The organism is Rufibacter aurantiacus, from assembly GCF_017916345.1.
Lineage (GTDB): Bacteria > Bacteroidota > Bacteroidia > Cytophagales > Hymenobacteraceae > Nibribacter > Nibribacter roseolus.
Window position 1 is genome coordinate 719,601 of the sequence record NZ_JAFMSV010000002.1, and the last position, 20,001, is coordinate 739,601.

The 20,001-nt window shown below is 47.2% G+C and carries 15 protein-coding genes; 11 read left to right on the top strand and 4 right to left on the bottom strand.

Annotation, left to right across the window (positions count from 1 at the left end; translation table 11 throughout):
- Positions 1-24: 24 nt before the first annotated feature.
- From J3P34_RS08330 to J3P34_RS08345, 4 genes are all read right to left on the bottom strand, one after another.
- Positions 25-1,263 carry a DUF2264 domain-containing protein gene (locus tag J3P34_RS08330; RefSeq protein WP_210487809.1) on the bottom strand — a complete coding sequence of 413 codons (1,239 nt, stop codon included), beginning with the start codon at positions 1,261-1,263 and terminating at the stop codon, positions 25-27.
- 673 nt (positions 1,264-1,936) lie between these two features.
- A complete protein-coding gene (locus J3P34_RS08335; protein WP_210487811.1) occupies positions 1,937-3,151 on the bottom strand; it encodes a DUF4861 domain-containing protein in 1,215 nt (404 codons plus the stop codon).
- 302 nt (positions 3,152-3,453) lie between these two features.
- Positions 3,454-4,425: a glycosyltransferase family 2 protein gene (locus tag J3P34_RS08340; RefSeq protein ID WP_210487813.1), complete on the bottom strand. Its 972-nt coding sequence runs from the start codon at positions 4,423-4,425 to the stop codon at positions 3,454-3,456.
- Positions 4,426-4,469: 44 nt separating this feature from the next.
- Positions 4,470-5,405, bottom strand: coding sequence for a glycosyltransferase family 2 protein (locus J3P34_RS08345; protein WP_246853602.1), 936 nt, complete (start codon positions 5,403-5,405; stop codon positions 4,470-4,472).
- Positions 5,406-6,449: 1,044 nt separating this feature from the next.
- Between J3P34_RS08345 and J3P34_RS08350 the strand changes: the two genes are divergently transcribed.
- The 11 genes from J3P34_RS08350 to J3P34_RS08400 all read left to right on the top strand — a co-directional run bounded on the left by J3P34_RS08350 (position 6,450) and on the right by J3P34_RS08400 (position 19,970).
- Entirely contained in the window at positions 6,450-7,259 is an 810-nt protein-coding gene (locus J3P34_RS08350; RefSeq protein ID WP_210487818.1) for a polysaccharide biosynthesis/export family protein, read from the top strand.
- An 11-nt stretch (positions 7,260-7,270) separates the two neighbouring features.
- Positions 7,271-9,655 (top strand): GumC family protein, encoded by a 2,385-nt coding sequence (locus J3P34_RS08355; protein WP_210487820.1) that lies wholly within the window; start codon positions 7,271-7,273, stop codon positions 9,653-9,655.
- 259 nt (positions 9,656-9,914) lie between these two features.
- On the top strand, positions 9,915-10,820 hold the full coding sequence (locus J3P34_RS08360) for an exostosin domain-containing protein (protein ID WP_210463532.1): 906 nt from the start codon (positions 9,915-9,917) through the stop codon (positions 10,818-10,820).
- A gap of 76 nt (positions 10,821-10,896) precedes the next feature.
- The gene (locus J3P34_RS08365) at positions 10,897-12,192 is read left to right on the top strand and encodes an MATE family efflux transporter (RefSeq protein WP_210487822.1); all 1,296 of its coding nucleotides are present in this window, start codon (positions 10,897-10,899) and stop codon (positions 12,190-12,192) included.
- A 482-nt stretch (positions 12,193-12,674) separates the two neighbouring features.
- Positions 12,675-13,049 carry a hypothetical protein gene (locus J3P34_RS08370; protein ID WP_210487824.1) on the top strand — a complete coding sequence of 125 codons (375 nt, stop codon included), beginning with the start codon at positions 12,675-12,677 and terminating at the stop codon, positions 13,047-13,049.
- Between the two features lie 4 nt (positions 13,050-13,053).
- A complete protein-coding gene (locus J3P34_RS08375) occupies positions 13,054-14,184 on the top strand; it encodes a glycosyltransferase family protein (protein ID WP_210487826.1) in 1,131 nt (376 codons plus the stop codon).
- A gap of 13 nt (positions 14,185-14,197) precedes the next feature.
- Entirely contained in the window at positions 14,198-15,100 is a 903-nt protein-coding gene (locus tag J3P34_RS08380) for a glycosyltransferase (protein ID WP_210487828.1), read from the top strand.
- 89 nt (positions 15,101-15,189) lie between these two features.
- Entirely contained in the window at positions 15,190-16,218 is a 1,029-nt protein-coding gene (locus J3P34_RS08385; protein ID WP_210487830.1) for a polysaccharide pyruvyl transferase family protein, read from the top strand.
- A 32-nt stretch (positions 16,219-16,250) separates the two neighbouring features.
- Positions 16,251-17,330, top strand: a complete 1,080-nt coding sequence (locus J3P34_RS08390; RefSeq protein WP_210487833.1) for a glycosyltransferase family 4 protein — start codon at positions 16,251-16,253, stop codon at positions 17,328-17,330.
- Positions 17,331-17,342: 12 nt separating this feature from the next.
- On the top strand, positions 17,343-18,581 hold the full coding sequence (locus J3P34_RS08395; RefSeq protein WP_210487835.1) for a glycosyltransferase family 4 protein: 1,239 nt from the start codon (positions 17,343-17,345) through the stop codon (positions 18,579-18,581).
- Between the two features lie 15 nt (positions 18,582-18,596).
- On the top strand, positions 18,597-19,970 hold the full coding sequence (locus J3P34_RS08400) for a hypothetical protein (RefSeq protein ID WP_246853603.1): 1,374 nt from the start codon (positions 18,597-18,599) through the stop codon (positions 19,968-19,970).
- The last annotated feature ends 31 nt before the right edge of the window (positions 19,971-20,001 follow it).

The window sequence follows — 20,001 nt, forward strand, 5'->3', positions numbered from 1 at the left end:
GCGGGGCTTCTATTTTCAGAAACGCTATTTCAATTCCAGGGCATGGTCTGCCGGCACCGGTTGCCCACTCCAGGCTTTCACCGCCGTCCAGGGTTCGGCTGGAGAAGACCAGAATTTATCAGATTCGGGTAAGCCCAGGGGCAAAAAGATGGTGGCGCACAGGTACAGGCTCCCGGTGGTGATGTAGAAATCTGCCACATCTGGCTGGTGCCCGTACAGCCCGATGTTCAGCCAACCGTCCTTAGTGAAAGTAGAAGGCGCTTCCATGGTCTTGTTCAGCACCGCCGTGAGGGCACTCCTTACCTGCGCGGGGCTCAATGACTCTGGTAATTGCTTCCGGAGGGCCATATCAGCGAGGTGATGGAAGGCTCCGCCCCTATAAGTGATGGATCTCCCGATGACCGGGAAACTACCATCGGTGTGGATCATGCGTTCCTGGAGTTCGGCGTACCGCTGGTTTATCTTGAGCAGGTTGGGTACGTACCAGATGTAGTTTTTCTTCTTTTCGTGGGCTACCCGCACAATAGTGGCCAGGTAAGGCTGAATGACGTAGCTGTTGTAGTAGTCCTGGGCAAAGTTCATCCCGTCTGAGTACATGCCGTCTCCTAGGTACCAATGATTGGCAAACTCCCGCACGCCGTATTCAATGCGCACCGGGTCGTACTCCAGACCGTACTGGCAGAAGAAAGTCTCTATCATGCTGGTGAACAGCACCCAATTGGAGAACACCGGCACCGTCTCGCGGGTGGTCTTGAAGGCTGTGATGACTTGCTCCCTCACCCCCGCATCCAGGTTTTCCCAGAGCCAAGGACAGCGCACCAATCCCAAAGCCAGAAAAGAGGCGTCTACCAAAGGCTGTCCGCCGTTCCACTGCATATAGTCCTTTGCGGCTGGGTTCACGGCATTGGCCACCGCTTTCAAAGCCCACTGCCGGTACTGGTTCCGGAGCGTCACCTCTTCTTTCGAGCCGCCCTCAGTGTTCAACCATGGCCCGATACCGCTCATGATCCTTCCAAATGCCTCCAGGTAAGACACTTTCTCACGGGAGCTTTTATTGTCGATCTTGGTAGACAGCGCCACCGGCATTTTCTCCTTCAACTTGTCCTCTGCCAGATTGGACAGTACCGGCCGAACGATTTTGTCCAGGTGCCGGAGCCAAACCACTCTATCATTGGTCTTTGCGGCTTTCTTTTGTTGCGCCTCCGCTGATATTGCCAGAAAAGACAGAAAAAGGCAGGCAAGAACCAGTAGCTTGAGTTTCATGAACAGAGAACCTTGGGGGTAGGCGACATTTTTGGGTTGCTGTTAATATAAAAGTAGCGGGTGCCCAACTTTGCTTTCAGGCCAGGCACCCGCCTCAGTATTCACGCATGAAGGACGGCGTGTATTATTTTATCTAACCAAGGCCCCATCCAGGGAGGCCCTTATGTACAGAAATCATATCAAAAAGGAACGAAGGTCATCTCCGGATGATGGTTACAAGCAGCAGCACAACCCTTTACAGGAAATCTGGAAAGAGAAGGCTGCGCCAGGCCGGAAAGCCAGTAGTTCAAAAATCCAGGGTTCAGGATACGCTTCCAGTAAGAGTCAAAAATCACTAAAAGCTAATACCGCTGTTTAATTTCTCCTCGTCTTTGATGAATTGATGTAAAACTGCCTTTCTTTTACCATTTATGCAATAGGTGTCTTAAAAACAATTATTATTTACTAAGATTCAAAATCTACATAGCTACCCTTTCGAGATCCCCTTTGATCAACACAAAGGCACCTGCCAAAGGCCTAAGAACCTTCTTTCCTGGGAATAAGGGAAGATTTACAGATAAAAAAACTGCCTCCGGTTTCAGGGCCTTTTTTATGAAAAGGCCCTGAAACCGGAGGCAGTTGCGCTGGTGTGCCCTCAGGTTTTTCCTGTAAGCAGACGCGGGTTCAATTGGCTCTAGAAAGTCACCTCTAGCGGCGAGGCAATCCGTTTGGCGAAATCGGATAGGTAAGCATCCCACTCCTGCACGGTTTTGAACTGCCCACTTTTCACCCAGCCAAATCCGGCGTAGTGAATCACTTTATCTTCTTTAGGCGTTACCATCACGTACAGGTGACTCATGTCTTTGGTCTCCACCCGATGGTCTTTGAATGCCTGTACCGCCGCAGGCGCCATGACAATCCCGGTGCCCAGGAAAGAACCGTCCATGGGTTCCCAGTACCGGAACCAACCGGCTTGTTGGTCTCCCTTTGCTTCGCCTTTTTTGTCATGCAGGGTGATTCCGACGGTTACGTTGGGCAGGGGCTTATCGCTTTTAACAGATACCTCAAACCGGGACAAATTACTGCCCAGGTCCAGGCTGATGGTCTTTTTCTCGGTTACGGTTTTCCCGTTGCCTTGCCAGGGCGCATAGGTCAACTCAAACATGGTCCGGATAGGTCCGTCCGCTATTTTCCGGTAGCTGGTGAAATTTCTGGAGACATATAAAGAGTCGTTTTCCCAGACACCAATGCCGCCGATGCCTCTGCTGGGACCAACATGGTAAGGGTCATACCCCTCACCCCGGTCGGTGTGGTAAAAGTTGGAGTTGTTCAGGTATCCTTTGTACCAAGCATCAATGATTGAATAACTCACCCGCTTCAGCCAGGCATCCATGCCGCTGGTGAGGGTTCCGCCGGGCACTCCCCGCTCCACCATCTGTTGCGCCACGGGTCCGTAGGTCCGGAAAGCCACCCGGTCATTCTCCCAGGTGTAGTCATCGGTGCGTTCCGGCACAAACCGGGAGTAGGTTTTGACTTCAGCCTTGGGCTGGGAAGCGGCTCCGTTCGTGGCACCCTGCACATAAAACTTTTTGATGGCCCGGGCTTTAATGTCGGTCTGGAACAGGATTTCATCTACGGTGCCGTCCAGGTCTTTGTCAAGTGGTTGGCTTACCAGGATCTGCTGGGTCTCGGCATCCCTGACCAGAAGGTTCTCCGCCCCAAATTGCGCCACCAGGGCCTGCACTTTGGAAACAGGAACTGAGATGGTCTCTGAGGACCGGTCCAGGTCCAGACGGTTCTGCACGGTGATGGTATTCGCTCCTGGTAATTTCTGGCAGGAAGCCAACAGACCGGTTGCCAGAAGCAGACCGGCCAAGGTGGCTCTCTTTACTTGTAATGATATGACCATGGTACTTCTGTGGCGTGTTATGCATTGTATCAAGGGAAAGGTTTTGGCAGGCCTTTCCCCTGAGAACTTCTCCTGGAACAGTTGACCTTCAGGCCTACTCATTTCCGCTGGAAGGAAGCAATAGATTTAAGTTTTGAAGGATGCAATAACCTCAATTTTATTAAGGCGTTCTAAAAAACCAATCTAAAATTATTCAAGGCAGAAGAGAAGGACGTTCACAAAAGTAGGGTTCATTTACTATATGGCTGAATCCAAAAAGGATAATGACACCAATGCCACTATAAACCTGCCAGGTAAGCACCTTACCCTAGCGCTACCTTCAGGTAAAACTTAGAAATGTGGTAGTAAAGTTTGGCAGATCTGTCCAGACTCAAAGCCAATTTTACCTGATCACGGGCAGCCGTTAGATTCTTGGATTGCTTCCAAATTACGTTAGCCTTGGCCATGCAGTAAAGCGCGCAGCCTTTTTTTGCATTTGCCATGACGTACTTCCCCTCAAGGGGTAACATCTCTTCTATATGCCTGATGACATAAGCCAAGTCTTTGGTAGTTTGCCCATTTTCTGCTTTAGGCCAAGAGATAGAACCTTTGTGTTTACGATACTCGGCAAGAGGTTCAGGTGAGTACGCTACCTGGTATTTCTTTGCAATTCGAGCCCACATGATCCAATCCTCGCCATAGGTGACGCCATAGAAGCTTCCTAATGTTTCATACACCTCTCGCCGCACTACCATAGAAACGTACTGAATGCGCTGCTGTCCCGCTACAGTTAAAAGGCCGTTTGTCAGGATTCCGGCCTGTTCCAGTACAGGCGCATAGCTTCTGAGATATGCACCAGACTCATTTATATCATCATAATTGCAGAAGGCAGCGCCGGCTTGGGGGAAGCGCTGAAAGAGGCCCTCCATTTTGGCGTAGAAGCCGGGCCGGACCCGGTCGTCGCCGTGCAGCAGGTGCACCAGCCGGCCACGGGCCCGGGTGAGGCAGGTCTCGAAGTTGCGCAGGCTGCCCACGTTGCGGGGCTGGCGGTGGTAGCCCACCCGGCCCCGGCCCAGCTCCCGCACCAGCGCCCCCAGGTCCGCGTCGGTGCTCGCGTCGTCCACCACCTCGATCTGCATCAGCGCCGGGCCCGGGTCCTGGGCCAGCACGCCCCTGAGCGCCTCGGCCAGGAACCCGGCGCAGTTGTAGGCCGGGATCATCACCGACCACAGGGGCCTGTGCTCCCCCGGGGGAACGGGCGGGACCGGCGGGGGCGTGGACGGGATGCGGGCCATGGCGGTGCGAAAGACGGTGTAACCCCTGAACTAATATGACTCTGCTACAGGAAGTAAAGTTGATGTTTCAGAAGGGCAAGTTTGACACAAAGCTTCAGAACCCTGACATAGACCAGGGGGTGATTACTTAACTGTAAAGCCGATTTAATATATCCCATAGCCAATCTGCTATCCTGGGTTCTCTTGTAAATTCCTTTTGCTAACGAAAGGCAATATAAGGCACAATGCAGCTTGCCCTTGGCAATAGCTTTGGCCTTCAAACTCTCCGGTAGATCTGCCTGTCTGATATGCTCTTGAATCAGGGTGTGGCATTTGATCAGATAAGGAAGGCTTTGGCCAGAAGTACCCAACCGGCTGGAGATGGAACTAGCATGCATCCGGCATTCGGCAAGGACTTCGGGTGAGTAGGCCACCGGGTAAAATCTGGCAATGCGTACCCACATCTCCCAGTCTTCGCCGTAGGGCATCCCGTAGAAGCCACCTAACGTTTCATACACCTCTCGCCGGACCACAATAGATACATACTGGATACGCTGCCTCTCCGCAATGCGAAGAAGCCAATTATCTAAGACAAGGTCATCATTGGCTTCAAGCGGGGTATCATGTGACCAAACTCCCTTATTATTTATAAAGCTGTTTCTGCAGAAGGCGGCGCCGGCCTGGGGGAAGCGCTGGAAGAGGTACTCCATTTTGGCGTAGAAGCCGGGCCGGACCCGGTCATCGCCGTGCAGCAGGTGCACCAGCCGGCCACGGGCCCGGGTGAGGCAGGTCTCGAAGTTGCGCAGGCTGCCCACGTTGCGGGGCTGGCGGTGGTAGCCCACCCGGCCCCGGCCCAGCTCCCGCACCAGCGCCCCCAGGTCCGCGTCGGTGCTCGCGTCGTCCACCACCTCGATCTGCATCAGCGCCGGGCCCGGGTCCTGGGCCAGCACGCCCCTGAGGGCCTCGGCCAGGAACCCGGCGCAGTTGTAGGCCGGGATCATCACCGACCACAGGGGCCTGTGCTCCCCCGGGGGAACGGGCGGGACCGGCGGGGGCGTGGACGGGATGCGGGCCATGGCGGTGCGAATGGGGGAAGAAAGATGCAATCCGGTAAACAACAACCAAAACCTATTTTGAGCAACAACACACTACATCCTGCCATAAGAAAGATGCAAGGTATTGCGTACTATTATAGAAGCAAAGCCAAACGAAACTACAATTTACCCATAGGGTAATCTATTAACCTTTTGCCACCTAGTACAACACATAGGCTACAAAAGGCACTCCAGATCACTAGCTATTCTATTCGGTTTTTACTACTCTATAGGTATAAATCGCCTAAATTTTAAGAATTACTACAAAAAGCTCATTAAACATCCGTCAAGATAAACATTTTTATAATATTTATAACTAACTCAATAATTTATTTTTATCATTTTGAAAAATATTTTTATATTAAGTTACAATTGCATAATTTAAACCTACAACCTCTACTTGCTCTCCCTTGGTCAGCTCAGGAAAGTCTACTGACAGTAATTTGTACAACATTTAGTCTGATAGGGTATAATCTGTTTAAAACACCAAAAAAATTGTAATGCGTGGACCTTTATATGGATTGTTGCTCTGCGATATACTCAAGATCTGCTGAAACCCCCAGTTGTAATACCTAATAGAATTTAAGCTGAGTACAGATAAAGAGACCCAAAGAAACCGCGTTTTACTCCTCTTCACTTTCACGTTTTAAGAAAGTGAAAATAACTACCTATCTAAAGTAACTGCAGATTTACTTTAGCTCAAGTTCAGTTAGATTAAATAAAACAAAGCACCTTCTATTTAAATAAGAAATAATATAAAGCCTTAACAAGCATGCATTATATACCCAAATAAAATTCACCATATAAAAAGTTAAAACTTATATACCACAATAGTCACCAAAAAACACCACCAAACTACCGATGGTTATGAATTGGGCCTGCAATTAAAAGAAGGCCAATTCATAATTTCAAACACAAAACAGGAACCACAACATTAATCAATAAAATAGCATGGAGGTCAACATTAGATTACGTAAAATCAAAAAACACCTATTCATTTATACCATATTACTACTCTTAATTACTTCATGCAGCCCCTCTAAAAACCTGGTCTATTTTGAAGATTTAAAAAACATATCTTCCACCGAAACTAATACAGACATTTCCAACGCAAATGAACCCAAGATCCAATCAGGTGATATACTGGGCATAACAGTGAGCAGTTTGAATCCAGAATCTAACATATTGTTCAACGGGGGCAGTTTGGTGACTCCGGGCATGACAAACGATGGAGTCAGGGCAACTGTATCAACGGAGGGGTACCTGGTGGAGGAAAATGGGGAGATCAATTTCCCGGTGTTGGGCAAGGTAAGGTTGGCAGGCCTAACGAAAGCTGAAGCCACCCTAAGAATGACCGATGAAATCAAAAAACATGTCAAAAACCCAATTGTTAATATCCGTTTTATAAACTTCAAATACACGGTACTGGGTGAAGTAAATAAACCCTCTACGTATATAGCCCCCACTCAAAAAGTAAACATAGTAGAGGCATTGGGCCAGGCCGGTGATATGACCATTTATGGCAAGAGAGAAAACGTATTAATTATAAGAGAAAGAGATGGGGTACGCAGCACCGCACGGTTAGATTTAACCAAAAAAGAGGCATTAAATTCACCTTATTATTACCTACAGCAAAATGACATTGTTTATGTAGAGCCAAGCAAAGCCCGTGATGCTCAATTGAGTAATACCAGAAGCAATATCTCTATTGGGCTTTCCATTATCTCGCTTATAAGCATCATTATTACCAGACTCATTTAAAGTTAAAGGATATGCAAAGGTTGGCAGGAACAGAGGAGTTGTTTCCGTTGAAAGCGGAGAAAAAGGAGACCAATGATATTAGAAACACCTTCATCCAGTACTCCAGGTACTGGTATTTATTCTTAATTGGCGTCCTCTTTAGTGTGGGAGCTGCTTTTATGTACTTACGCTACCACACCAGTGTTCAGTACAAAGTGGTCAGCAAGTTGCTTATAAAAGACTACCAAAGAGGACAGGGTATTTCTGGGGCAGGGGCTTTCAGTGACTTGGATATGTTTAACTCTACGAAGGTAGTTGACAATGAAATCTTGATTCTAGACTCTAAAACCTTGATGGAAAGGGTGGTCAAAGACCTGGAGCTATTCACCAACTATTACATTGAGGGTCAATTCCAAGATATAGAAATCTATGGAAAGGAGTTGCCGATAAAACTAATTGTGGAGAGCCTGAATAGCTCAGGTTACAACAAAGAACTCACCATCTATACCAAGGATAACAATAGTTTTGTACTTGAAGAACAAGATGGCAAGAGAAGCATCCATAGTTTTGGCAAGAGAATTCAAAAGCCCTATGGCACCTTTACCGTGCTGGCCACCTATAAACTGAACCCCACCCCTTCCTCTAACCTAAACCAGGTCAAGGTTCAATTCAAGAACATTCAAGATGTTGCCAGCCGCTATCATAACTCCATCAAGGTAATGCAGGCAGGCAAGACCTGGACAAACGTAATCAGTTTAGAACTCACAGACTCCAAGCCAGAAAGAGCCAAAGATATTCTTAATAAGCTGGTTGAACTCTACAACAAAGAATCTATTGAAGACAAAAACGTTCTGGCTACCAATACCCTCGCTTTCATAGACGACAGGCTTAAATACTTAACTACCGAACTCTCTGGTGTTGAGAAGAATGTAGAACAATATAAAAGCCAAAATGAAGTCACCGATGTCAATACCCAGGCAAGTGACTATCTGGCGCAGGCAAGCGATTATAATAAACAGCTTTCCGAATGGGCCATCCAAATAGATATCCTCAGATCAATAGAGAAATACCTCAGCCAGGCTAAAGGGGAATACCGGATGGTACCAAGTTCATTAGGCATTCAGGACCAAACCCTAATGAGCCTCATTGCCAAATTCAATGAATTGCAATTAGAACGGGAGCGCATGCTCCGGACAACCAACCCCAACAGTCCCTTAATCCAAAACATAAACGAGCAACTTGCCAACCTCAGGGTAAACCTGCTGGAGAACCTCGGAAACATAAAAAGAAGCTTGCTCATTACCAGTAATAAACTAAAGGCAACCTCAAGCCAATTCAAATCAAAGATTAAGAAAGTGCCCTCAATGGAGCGGCAATTATTAGAGATTAACCGGCAACAGAGTATAAAGCAGAACCTCTACCTGTATCTTTTACAGAAACGGGAGGAAACAGCCCTGTCACTGGCTTCCTCTGTATCCCACATCCGCATCATTGACCCCGCTATTGTGGAAGGATTTTCAGTATTGCCCAGTAAATCTACTGTCTACCTGATGTCAGTTTTATTGGGCTTGCTCATTCCATTTGCAGGGATTTATCTGAAAAACATCTTAAAAAACAAAATTCAAACGAAGAAAGAGATTGAAGACGCCACTAACACCCCAATTCTGGGTGAGTTATGCCAAAAGGATTCACCAGACTTTGTGGTTGTTAAGAAAGGAAGCCGGGCACCCATTGTAGAGTTGTTCCGGCTTATAAGGGCAAAACTTCACTTTGCCGCAGTAGACAAAGAAAACAAGGTCATGCTTATTACATCCAGCATGAGTGGCGAGGGGAAAACCTTTTTTGGGATCAACCTGGCCGCCAGCCTGGTGCTAACCGGAAAAAAAGTACTAGTCATTGACCTTGACTTAAGATCTCCGCGCCTTTCAGCCGAACTGGGTCTGTCAACAGGACTTGGGGTAAGCAATTACCTGGTATCCGATAAAGTTCAGATTCATGATCTGATCAGATTAACGGAAATGGTACCAGAGTTATATGCTATCTCGGCGGGGCCCATTCCTCCAGATCCTGCAGAAATGATGGTATCAAAAAAACTAGGCCATTTGATAAATGAAGTAAAGCAAAGCTTTGACCATATCATTATTGATACCTCCCCAATTGGGCAGGTAGCAGATGCCTTGGTGTTAAGCACCCTGGTGGACTCAACCATTTACTTAATGAGGTACAATTACACCTTCAGGAAACAGATTGAAATGATTGATGAGATTTACAGAAACAAAACCCTGCCTCATCCAATGATTGTGCTGAACGATGCCAGAAAAGAAAACGGCAACGGATACGGATACGGATACGGGTATGGCTACGGCTATGAAAACAAATATCAATCGCCTACCCCCTCTAAAGAACTTCTAAGCTAGTCAGCCAGCTGACTTTTATATTCTATTCTAAATTCTTCAGCCTATTTATTTATATCACATTGTACAAACAAGAAACTACCCCATGCTTATCACTTCAAATGAAGCATTGAGTTTTAAATAAGCAATCAAGATTATATCATGGCATATATTCAAAAATTATCCGGAATAGATGAGACTAAAGTTATTTTTCATAACCAGCGACTTATCACCTCTAGCTGATCCTGACTCAAAGATGCTTACCAATGTAAAGGAAGCGCTTTTGAGTACTGGATCTGTGGAGGAAGTCTTTTCACCAGACACCGCCGATGCCCTCATAATCCAGGAAAAAGAGTCTTACAAAGATTTCAGATATATCAAGAGCTTACTGAAAGATGCATTAATCAATGACTTTGCTTCCAAGGTCTACACTATCAATAGGGATGATTGCGCAACCGGGCTTTTAAGAGGCCTATACACCAGCTTACCTAAAACGCGATTTGATGGAGCTATCCATGCCTCTGTTCCTTACATGGAGTACCCCAACAAACTAATCTTCTCAGAAAGCCTGGTTGATGAGCCACCTTTTTTCCTGGCCAGCTGGAGAGGAAACACCAAGTCAAACAAAATAAGAGTAGAGCTCATCAAAAGCCTGAAATCAAATCCAGAATTCCAGATAGAGGCCACAGACAGCTGGCTAAACCACCAGCAAGAAGAAAAGGAACGATACATTCAACTTATCCGGAACGCCAAGTTTTCACTCTGCCCCGCAGGGTGGGCCCCCGTTAGCTTCAGGATTTATGAAAGCATGGCCCTTGGCCGATGTCCCGTGATCATTGCCGATGAGTTTGTTCCGCCCCCGGGGCCAGACTGGAACGAGTTTGCTTTGTTTTACCCCCAGAACAAAACAGACCAGCTTTATTCTTTTCTGAAAGAGCAAGAAGGTAGTTACAGCAGGTTAGGCCAGGCTGCTTACCAGTACTGGAAAGAATATTTCAGCCCGGAGGTGGTGGCGGGCTACTTGGCTAACTCTCTTATAAAACTCTTGTCTACCTCCCCGGCAACCACCAGGCAACTTGAAATCAAGAGATGGAATTCCTTTCAGGTACACTGGACCAATCACTGGACTCTCCCCCAAAGAATTCACCTCAAAGTGAACAAAGTATTCAAAATGGCATTGCCGTTTTAAGCTGAAATCGCTGAAAGTCGCTCAAAAACATACTAGTGATTTAAGTCAGAACATCAGCTTTTCATTTATTTAGGTCATGAGAGCAGTTGCTGAACATAAATACAAGAAGTCATACTATTCTAAGGCTATTGAATGGGGGAAGCTGATTACCCTTACGGGGTCGGCTCAGTTACTGGTACAAATCACGGGGTTTCTGAGCGGCATCCTGGTCATTCGGCTGCTCCCCACGCATGAGTATGCCCTTTATACACTGGCAAACACCATGCTTGGCACAATGACCATTTTAGCAGATGGGGGCATCTCCACCGGCGTGATGGCCCAAGGTGGAAAGGTGTGGAAAAACCCTCAGCAATTGGGCATTGTCATAAATACAGGGCTGGAGCTAAGAAAAAAGTTTGCCATTGGCAGCCTGGCTATCGCCGTTCCCCTCCTGCTCTATCTGCTGAGACACCACCAGGCAAGCTGGTTGATGGCGGGGTTGATCACGGCTAGTCTGATCCCTGCTTTTTTATCAGCATTGTCGGGCACCCTGCTTGAAACGGCCCTGAAGCTACGCCAGGATATTGTGCCCCTTCAGAAAAACCATATCCAGGTAAATTTAGGGAGGCTAACCCTTATTGGCTTAACCATGTTTGCCTTCCCATGGGCTTTTGTAGCAGTGCTAGCTGGTGGTTTACCCCAAATTTGGGCAAACTTAAAACTGCATAGGCTATCTGCCCGTTACGCCGATTTGCACCAAGAGCCAGACCCAGCGGTAAGGAAAGAGATCTTAACTTTTGTCTCTAGAATCCTTCCTGGATCTATCTATTACTGCTTATCTGGTCAGTTAACGCTGTGGCTCATTTCCAGCTTTGGCACCACCGAAGCCGTAGCCCAAGTAGGTGCCATGAGCAGGCTCTCTTTGGCGTTGGTGGTAATAAGAGTCCTGTTCAGTACGCTTACTTTCCCGCGGTTTGCCCGCCTGCAACACAATGCCAGACTACTTTTCAGCCGTTATGTCCAGATTCAGTTCATGGTCACGCTGTTAAGCACCATGATACTAAGCATAGTGTGGCTGTTTCCTTCTGAAGTGTTATGGATTTTAGGTAAAAACTACACCAATCTGCAAGATGAAGTCTTTTTACAAATAGCAGGAAGTTGCCTTGGCTTGATTTCTACCATCTCGTATGGTTTATACACAAGCAGGGGCTGGGCAATCAATCCCTTTGTTTCCATCCCCCTCAATGTCCTTTCTCTGGTAATTGGAGCTTTCCTTTTTGATGTGGCTACCCTGCAGGGCATTTTGTTATTCAACATTTTCATAGCCTTTATACAGGTACTCATCAACACCATTTTCAGCATCTTGAAAATTTCCCAAGTTAAACATACCTAACCCAACCTATTTAAGCTCTCCACTATTGTATAAACCTATACAAGGCAGATTATCTATCACCCGCTTGATTCATAAGTTTAATTCAAATTGACATGCATAAAGATACCCAGATTATCATGCCTGTAATCCCTTCCAAAGTAATATCCTTCTTGATAAAAACTACTTTGGTCTTGGTGGCTTTAAACCTTATAGCCTGCTATCTGAGAAATGTGCTGGGCTATGAGTCTGTTTTCACCTTCATTCAAAAATTTTACATGGACAGTGAGGGAAACGTGCCGGCCTTCTTTTCAACCTCCATCTTATTCTTTTCCGCTTTCTTATTCTTCCTGATCTCCAAAGCGAAGAAATCAACGGGAGACCCTTTCTATAAACATTGGGCCGGGCTCTCCCTAATATTTTGCCTTCTGGCTTGTGACGAAGGTTTTCAATTTCATGAAATGTTGGCTATTCCTTTTAATACTTTAAAGCCTACAGGCATATTCTTGTTTTCCTGGGTACTGGGAGCCGGCTTGTTCGTGGTCATTTTCAGCATAGCCTATATCAGGTTTCTGCTGTCTCTACCCGCTAAGTATAGCCGTAACTTCTTTCTGGCCGGCCTAATTTTTATATCAGGCACCCTGGGCATGGAAATGGTGGGAGGTTGGATTGTAGAAAACTACGGAAGGGAAGGCATCCTCTATTCTGTCATATTCACCATTGAGGAAACCTTGGAGATAACCGGTATCATCCTTCTAATCAATACGCTGCTCCATTACATCCAGGAACAACTGCAATCAGTTGTCTTCACTTTTAACAAAAAGGCACCTGAAACAGAGCGAGCCAAAACAGAAGCCACTGTACTTGAACCGGTCCTGTAAAGAGATGAGAGTAGTTTTCCTTTGCGGCTCCCTTGAACCTGACTGCGATGGCGTGGGCGATTACACCCGGCGACTTGCCGGAGAATTGATCAAGCAAGCCCACCAGGTATCTATTATTGCCCTAAACGATAAGTATTGCTCTATACCGCTAAAAGAAACCCAGGAAGTGGGCAGTATCTCCATACAGGTTGTGCGACTACCTACGGGGGTTGCCGCTAAATCCCGGTTTTTTATGGCAAGAGCGCACTTGGAGGAGTTTGGACCTGACTGGATTAGCTTGCAATACGTTCCCTTTTCTTTTCACGAAAAAGGATTGCCCTTTTTGCTGAATCTATCCTTAAAAGAACTGACCAAAGGAAGCAAACTCCATATCATGTTCCATGAACTTTGGGTGGGAGTTGACGGTAAAGTGGGTTTTAAAATGGGTTTGCTAAAACAAGCCCAGAAACTCATTATCAGGGATCTGCTCAGAAGGACTGCCCCTGACCACATCACTACCACCATTGACATCTACAGAAAACAACTGCCGCAACCAGAAACCAAGCTCCTTCCCCTGTTCGGAAATATTCCCATCGTTCCTGTGGACGGATACGCCAGAAAGCAGGAAGACCGCTTGAGAATAGTCCATTTCGGAAGTTTCACCGGTTTGCTGGATGATTTCAGATCTCAGGTGTTGTTTTTGTCTAAAGCGGCGCAATTCAAGGGGTTGAAGGCTGAATTGGTATCTTTTGGAGAGGGAGGTCCCCATGCAGAAGCCGCCTTAAAGGCAGCTAGCCTTGTTTTGGGCAAAGAGTATGTACGGGAACTAGGCCGTTTACCGCCCCATGAAATTTCCCTGCAACTTCAGTTAGCTGACGTGGGCATTTCCAGGTCTGACTTTACCATGTGGGGTAAAAGCGGGGCAACCCTGGCTATGCTGGAGCATGGGCTCCCGGTTTTACTCAGAGGCAGCATGCCCCTGGAGATTCTGGATCCCGCCTCCACCGACTTGTTTACAGACCAACTACTTTTCTGCGAATCGGGTTTTGAAGCTGTTTTCGCCAAGCAAGCCCCCAAACCCAGACTGCAGGAAATAGCCCAGAAATTCATTGAATCCTTGAACAAGGCGGAGTTTGTCAACAAGGTTAGCTCTTGAAATACATTAAGCCATGCTTGGTCAACCATCAAAAGAGAACGCGATTGCCATTGTTGTGAATCAGGATTTTGCGCGCTACGCAAAGACTTTAATCAACTCCATTAAGAAGAACTGGGTGAATCACCCACCTATTCTTTTATTTCTCACCCCAGATGTTGACAGGGAGTTGGAGGACTTTTTCTCTCTTATCCCTAAAGTATCCCCAAAACGCTTCAACCCGCAAGCGTTTGAATACCGGGAGCTGCTTATAGACAAGAATGAGAAGTTTGAATCAAAATCTTTTAATGATGCCGGCTTCTTCATCGTGAATTTCTGGAGCGACCTGTTCTCAGAATACAACAACATTCTGGTGTTAGATGCAGACATGTTGGTACTGAAAGATTTAAGCGCCTTTATGGTGGAGGATTCCTTTCTGGGGATAAGCGCCGCCAACGAACGGATTTTACCTGTCTTCTCCTTCAACCGTCCGTTGCTGAGCAAGGCTTATAAGCTTGCTAACGCTTATTGCAAAGCGTTGGCCATGGGCATCTTTTTACCTCCGTTCGCCTCTATGAACTCAGGCGTTTTAAGGATTGGACCTCAAGACAGAACCCCAGATAAATACCGGGCGCTATTGAAGATCTTAAAGGAGTTTAGGGCCAGCACCGTAGGTGACCAGGAAATCATTTACCTGTGGATGCAGAAATTCAACAAGCCTATCTCCTTTGATTTTAGAATGAATTTTCAAGCAAGGTTTTTTAATGCCATAGAAAATAACCAAATTCCAATAAGATTTAGGAGAAAAGTTATAGAGGCGTCAAAAGATGTACACATTCTCCATTTTAACGGGGCAAAACCAGATAGCCCAGATTTCCTACACCACCCCTGGACCAAAGACCGGCATGATTTGGTAGCGCTATTTAACAGTTATTCTTAAAACAAGTCAAACACATCCTTCCACCTATCCTATCCAAAGAAGCGAGTACTTGCGCAGATTGAATTACTTCATTTTATCAGTTGCTTATTATGAAATATTACTACCAGATTGAGGGAGACCTCAGGAATAATATTGGAGATGTCTTACAAGGCATGGTGGCTAAGTATTTCTTACCAGAAAATGCTCTGGTGGTAAACCGGGAAGCCTTGGCAGAGATAGATGCTGCAGAACCTGGGTTACTCGTGGCAAATGGCTGGTACATGCATTCCTTTGACAAATTTCCTCCACCTGATAACATACAACCGGTCTACGTCTCTGTTCACGTTGCCCAGTCAGAACTACTATTAAACAGAAAAGTCAGAGACCATTTCAAGAAGCATGCACCTATTGGGTGCAGAGATGCAAAAACCTTGAAACTGTTTTTAGGATGGGGTATCCCCGCCTACTACTCCAGTTGCCTAACTATCACCACCGCAAAAAGAGCCCCCATCAATACCACCGGCGAAGGCGAAATTTTACTCGTTGACAACATTGACCACCCTATCCCTGAAAAGGTAAAACTGAAGTTAGAAGGTTTGCTGGGGACTTCCATGGTTAGGGTTTCACATGACCCGCCAGATGTAAGCGGAACCATTCAGGAATTCATGCAGAAATCAGAACCCCACATGAATTCGCTTCTTGAAAGATATTGCAGGGCGGCCCTGGTGGTAACCACCAAAATTCATTGCGCCTTACCTTGTCTTGGAATGGGCGCAAACGTGATGCTGATTCATCCTAACCCCTCAGACCCCAGGTTGGCCACCGTAGCAGAGTTCCTGGACATTATTTCCTATGAAGATGTGCTGGCCGCTAACGCTTTCTCCAAACCGGTTGTCAACCAGGCTGCCCTGATAAAAAGGAAAGAGTTCCTTTCTTCCATTGTAAGCAAATCTGTGGCCATGGGGGGCAATGTAATGCGGAACCCAGATACGGCAGCACTCCAAAAAATAAAGCAAAGGGCTACTTTAATGGCAAAGCTTTACAGAATGGGAGTTAAGGCGGCATGTACATCAGGGTTAGCGAACGAGCAGATGAAAAGGGTTTTCAGAGAAAGAGCCATTGAACAAGTGAACTCATAAGCTTTTTAGAGGAGGGTATTAAAAGGAAGACCATGAAAAAGATAGTTGTTTATTCCACTCAGCTTTTACCCACCGGCGGAATAGAAAGCCATCTTCTTGAGTTCTGCCAGAAAATGAGTGACAAATCTGTCATCATTGACCTGATTGTCCTTAACTCCAGAATACCTCCGGCCACAGAGGAACTGTACCGGGCCAAATGCCGGAACGTTTTTCTAGGCAAAAACAAATCCTCGGCAGAAAGACTCATCTGGCTGGTTTCCGTGGCTTTTAGATTGAAGTTTAACCAGTATGATGCCCTCTACACCAACGGTCAGGGAGAAAGCATTGGTGTTTTACCTAAACTGCTTAGAATAAAAGGAACCTGGGTTCACCACCATCATACTGCGGGAGACAAAGAAGACCAGGCCACTTGGGGGAGCAACTATATAGGCACCCTCAAGAAAGCCGATACAGTTATTGCCTGCTCGCACAGAAATGCCCTGGAAATGTCGGCTGCTTTAAGCCGGACCATTGATACCATCCCTTGCCTCTCCCGGGAGATTGAGGTGGAACCGCTTCCTCTTACCAAAAACGGGAAGATAAAGCTGGGTTATTACGGCCGCCTGATTCCGGAAAAAGGTATTGACCTGTTGTGCAAGCTAAGTGAAGAACCGGCATTAGGGGGCGTTGAATTTCACATATGGGGAAAAGGGGAAGCCTATCCGTTCTCCTACTTTGAAAATTTTCCCAGGGTGCGGTACCATGGCCCTTTCTCCGGTGTAACAGAGCTTAAAAAGGTTTTGGGTTTGCTGGATGGATTCTTGCTGCTTTCCGTGCACCCCGAGGGATTGCCGATAAGCCTTCTGGAAGTGATGAGTGCCGGCACTCCCTGGTTGGCAACAGACCGCGGCGGGGTTCCTGATATAGCCTGTGATCCTGTTTCAACCAGAGTAATACCGGCTAATTCAGATTATGAGCAGATCAAGAAATCAGTGGAGCTGTTCGCAGCCGACCTTGCGGCAGGCAAGATTTCAAAAGAAACCCAGAAACGGCTCTATGCTGAGAAGTTTTCCGCCCCTGCGGTCGTGCAGAGATGGAAAGAAGCATTAAAGCTGAATTTAACACCTAATTAGCGTTCAGGCCCCATGGTTATTCTATCCCATCCAACAGGAAATGCTAATGTACGGGCAGCGGCGCGCGGCTTCCAGGAAGCGGGCATGCTTTCTGAATTCAGAACCTCTATCGCTTCTTTTCCCGGGAGTGCCTTGGATAATTTTGGCGGGATTGGGCCATTGAAGGAAATACGTAGAAGACGGTTTGACCCCAGCCTGAAAACAGTCACCAAAACCTGGCCATGGATGGAAGCAGGTCGGCTCCTGGCCACGAAGGCAGGTCTTTCTCCTTTCACGCAACACGAGACCGGCCTGTTCTGCATTGATGCGGTTTACCGCAAATTTGACCGGCATGTAGCGTCCAAGATAACCTCGGGCCTGAAAAAGGGAGCCAATGCGGTCTATGCCTTTGAAGACGGTGCTTTGGACTCTTTTAAAAAGGCCAAGAACTTACACCTCCACTGCCTATACGATCTGCCCATTGGATACTGGAGAACTGCCAGAAGGCTGTGGGAAAACGAGCGGCTCCAGAAACCTGAATGGGCCTCTACCCTGAAGGGCCTTCAGGACTCAGAAGAGAAGCTTGCGCGTAAAGACGAAGAACTACGGTTAGCCGACCGGATTTTTGTAGCCAGCCAATTTACCGCCAAAACTTTACAAGACTATCCTGGTGCTCTTGCCCCCATAGAAATCATCCCCTACGGGTTTCCTCCAGTAATCAACGGCAGGGACTATTCCTCGGGCTCTGGAAGCAAACGGTTGAAGCTGCTGTTTGTAGGAGGGCTTTCCCAGCGTAAGGGCATCGCCGATTTGTTTGCCGCCGTGACCCCGCTTGGAAAGCATGTGGAACTGACCATTGTGGGGCGAAAACCCAGCACAAACTGCCCTGCATTAGATACGGCTCTGGCAAACCACCGCTGGATTCCCAGTTTATCGCATGCAGATGTGCTTTCCCTTATGCGCACCCAGGACGCACTTGTTTTCCCCTCTCTTTTTGAAGGGTTTGGTCTGGTAATTTCAGAAGCCATGTCTCAGGGTACCCCGGTCATCACCACCGAAAGAACGGCTGGCCCTGATCTTATCACCCATGATCATTCTGGCTGGTTGGTGGAGGCAGGGTCTGCAGATGCCCTGAGAGCATCTATTGAAAAACTTATCGGGCACCCTGACACCATCAAATCTGCGGGGAAAGCGGCCATGGAAACCGCTCGCAAACGCCCCTGGGAAGTTTACGGCCGAGAATTGGCAACTACAGTCTTAAATTATAATTAGGTTTATTTCAACAACATGCGCGCTTATACCAGAAATCCGCAGGGCATTTTAGATACTCAGGCAGCAACGCTTGAGAACTTCCGCTATAGAGCAAACCCGTCTTTGTCAGAATCAGACCAGCTGCTAAAGAAGGCAATCTGGCTTTACTTCATACTGCTCATCTTTGAAGGCGCCATCCGCAAATGGGTATTTCCGGGTTTGGCAACTCCCTTGTTGATTGTCCGGGACCCCATAGCGCTTTGGATTGTGGCAAAGACCCTGCACCGAGGCCTGTTTCCTTCTCACCCATATTTACTGGGTCCCGTGCTGATTGGCATCGTCAGCATTTTCACCGCCACGTTGTTAGGCCACGGGAATATTATGGTTGCCTTATATGGGGCCCGTATCTTACTGCTGCATTTCCCAATGATGTTCGCCATAGGGCGGCTCTTCAACCAGGATGATGTGATCAGAATTGGGAAAGTTACCCTTTGGATGGCCATTCCTATGGCAGTTTTGATAGCTTTTCAGTTTTATAGCCCGCAAACGGCTTGGGTAAACAGGGGTGTGGGAGGAGATGTAGCGGGTGCGGGCTTTAGCGGAGCATTAGGGTACCTCCGGCCTCCGGGCACCTTCTCCTTTACCAACGGACTCACCCTCTTTTACGGCTTTGCGGCCTCGTTTATTATTTACTTCTGGTTCAATACTGAAAAAATAAGTAAACCTATTTTAATTGGGGCTACTTCTGCATTGATTGCCGCCATACCGCTTTCTATTAGCCGTGGCTTATTTTTCCAGATTGGGGTAAGTCTGATTTTTGCCGTCATTGCGGTGTCGCGCAAACCAAAATATGCGGGCAAATTTATCCTGGCTAGTATTGGTATGGCCGTTACCCTCTTACTCCTAAGCCAAACCAGCTTCTTTGGAACAGCCATGGAGGCATTTACCACCCGCTTTGAACTTGCCACCACCAATGAAAACGGCTTGGAAGGCGTCTTGTTAGACCGGTACTTAGGGGGCTTGATTGGCTCTCTGCAGGGCAACGAGGGCCTGCCCTTCTTTGGCTATGGGATGGGAATGGGCACCAACGTAGGTAGTATGCTTCTGTCAGGTGGCAAAACTTTCCTTATCTCAGAAGGAGAATGGGGAAGATTGATTGGGGAGTTAGGGCTTTTCCTTGGCCTGGCTATTATCCTGATCAGGTTAGGGTTCTGTCTTAAAATTTCGGTAGCCGCTTATAAAAAACTGGTAACAGGAGACTTACTCCCTTGGATGCTCCTAAGCTTCGGGTTATTGATAGTACCACAGGGGCAGTGGGCCCAACCTTCCGCGCTCGGTTTCTCTACCCTTATCGGAGGTTTGATGATTGCCTCCCTTAGGCCTTCAAAAAGCCAAACCCTCCTTCCTTAAAAGCCCAATATCATGAAGCATACTTGTACAT

Bases quoted from the DNA above. Each gene is read 5' to 3' on its own strand.
- J3P34_RS08330 (WP_210487809.1), bottom strand. From the start codon at position 1,263: ATGAAACTCAAGCTACTGGTTCTTGCCTGCCTTTTTCTGTCTTTTCTG.
- J3P34_RS08335 (WP_210487811.1), bottom strand. From the start codon at position 3,151: ATGGTCATATCATTACAAGTAAAGAGAGCCACCTTGGCCGGTCTGCTT.
- J3P34_RS08340 (WP_210487813.1), bottom strand. From the start codon at position 4,425: ATGGCCCGCATCCCGTCCACGCCCCCGCCGGTCCCGCCCGTTCCCCCG.
- J3P34_RS08345 (WP_246853602.1), bottom strand. From the start codon at position 5,405: ATGATCCCGGCCTACAACTGCGCCGGGTTCCTGGCCGAGGCCCTCAGG.
- J3P34_RS08350 (WP_210487818.1), top strand. From the start codon at position 6,450: ATGGAGGTCAACATTAGATTACGTAAAATCAAAAAACACCTATTCATT.
- J3P34_RS08355 (WP_210487820.1), top strand. From the start codon at position 7,271: ATGCAAAGGTTGGCAGGAACAGAGGAGTTGTTTCCGTTGAAAGCGGAG.
- J3P34_RS08365 (WP_210487822.1), top strand. From the start codon at position 10,897: ATGAGAGCAGTTGCTGAACATAAATACAAGAAGTCATACTATTCTAAG.
- J3P34_RS08375 (WP_210487826.1), top strand. From the start codon at position 13,054: ATGAGAGTAGTTTTCCTTTGCGGCTCCCTTGAACCTGACTGCGATGGC.
- J3P34_RS08380 (WP_210487828.1), top strand. From the start codon at position 14,198: ATGCTTGGTCAACCATCAAAAGAGAACGCGATTGCCATTGTTGTGAAT.
- J3P34_RS08385 (WP_210487830.1), top strand. From the start codon at position 15,190: ATGAAATATTACTACCAGATTGAGGGAGACCTCAGGAATAATATTGGA.
- J3P34_RS08390 (WP_210487833.1), top strand. From the start codon at position 16,251: ATGAAAAAGATAGTTGTTTATTCCACTCAGCTTTTACCCACCGGCGGA.
- J3P34_RS08395 (WP_210487835.1), top strand. From the start codon at position 17,343: ATGGTTATTCTATCCCATCCAACAGGAAATGCTAATGTACGGGCAGCG.
- J3P34_RS08400 (WP_246853603.1), top strand. From the start codon at position 18,597: ATGCGCGCTTATACCAGAAATCCGCAGGGCATTTTAGATACTCAGGCA.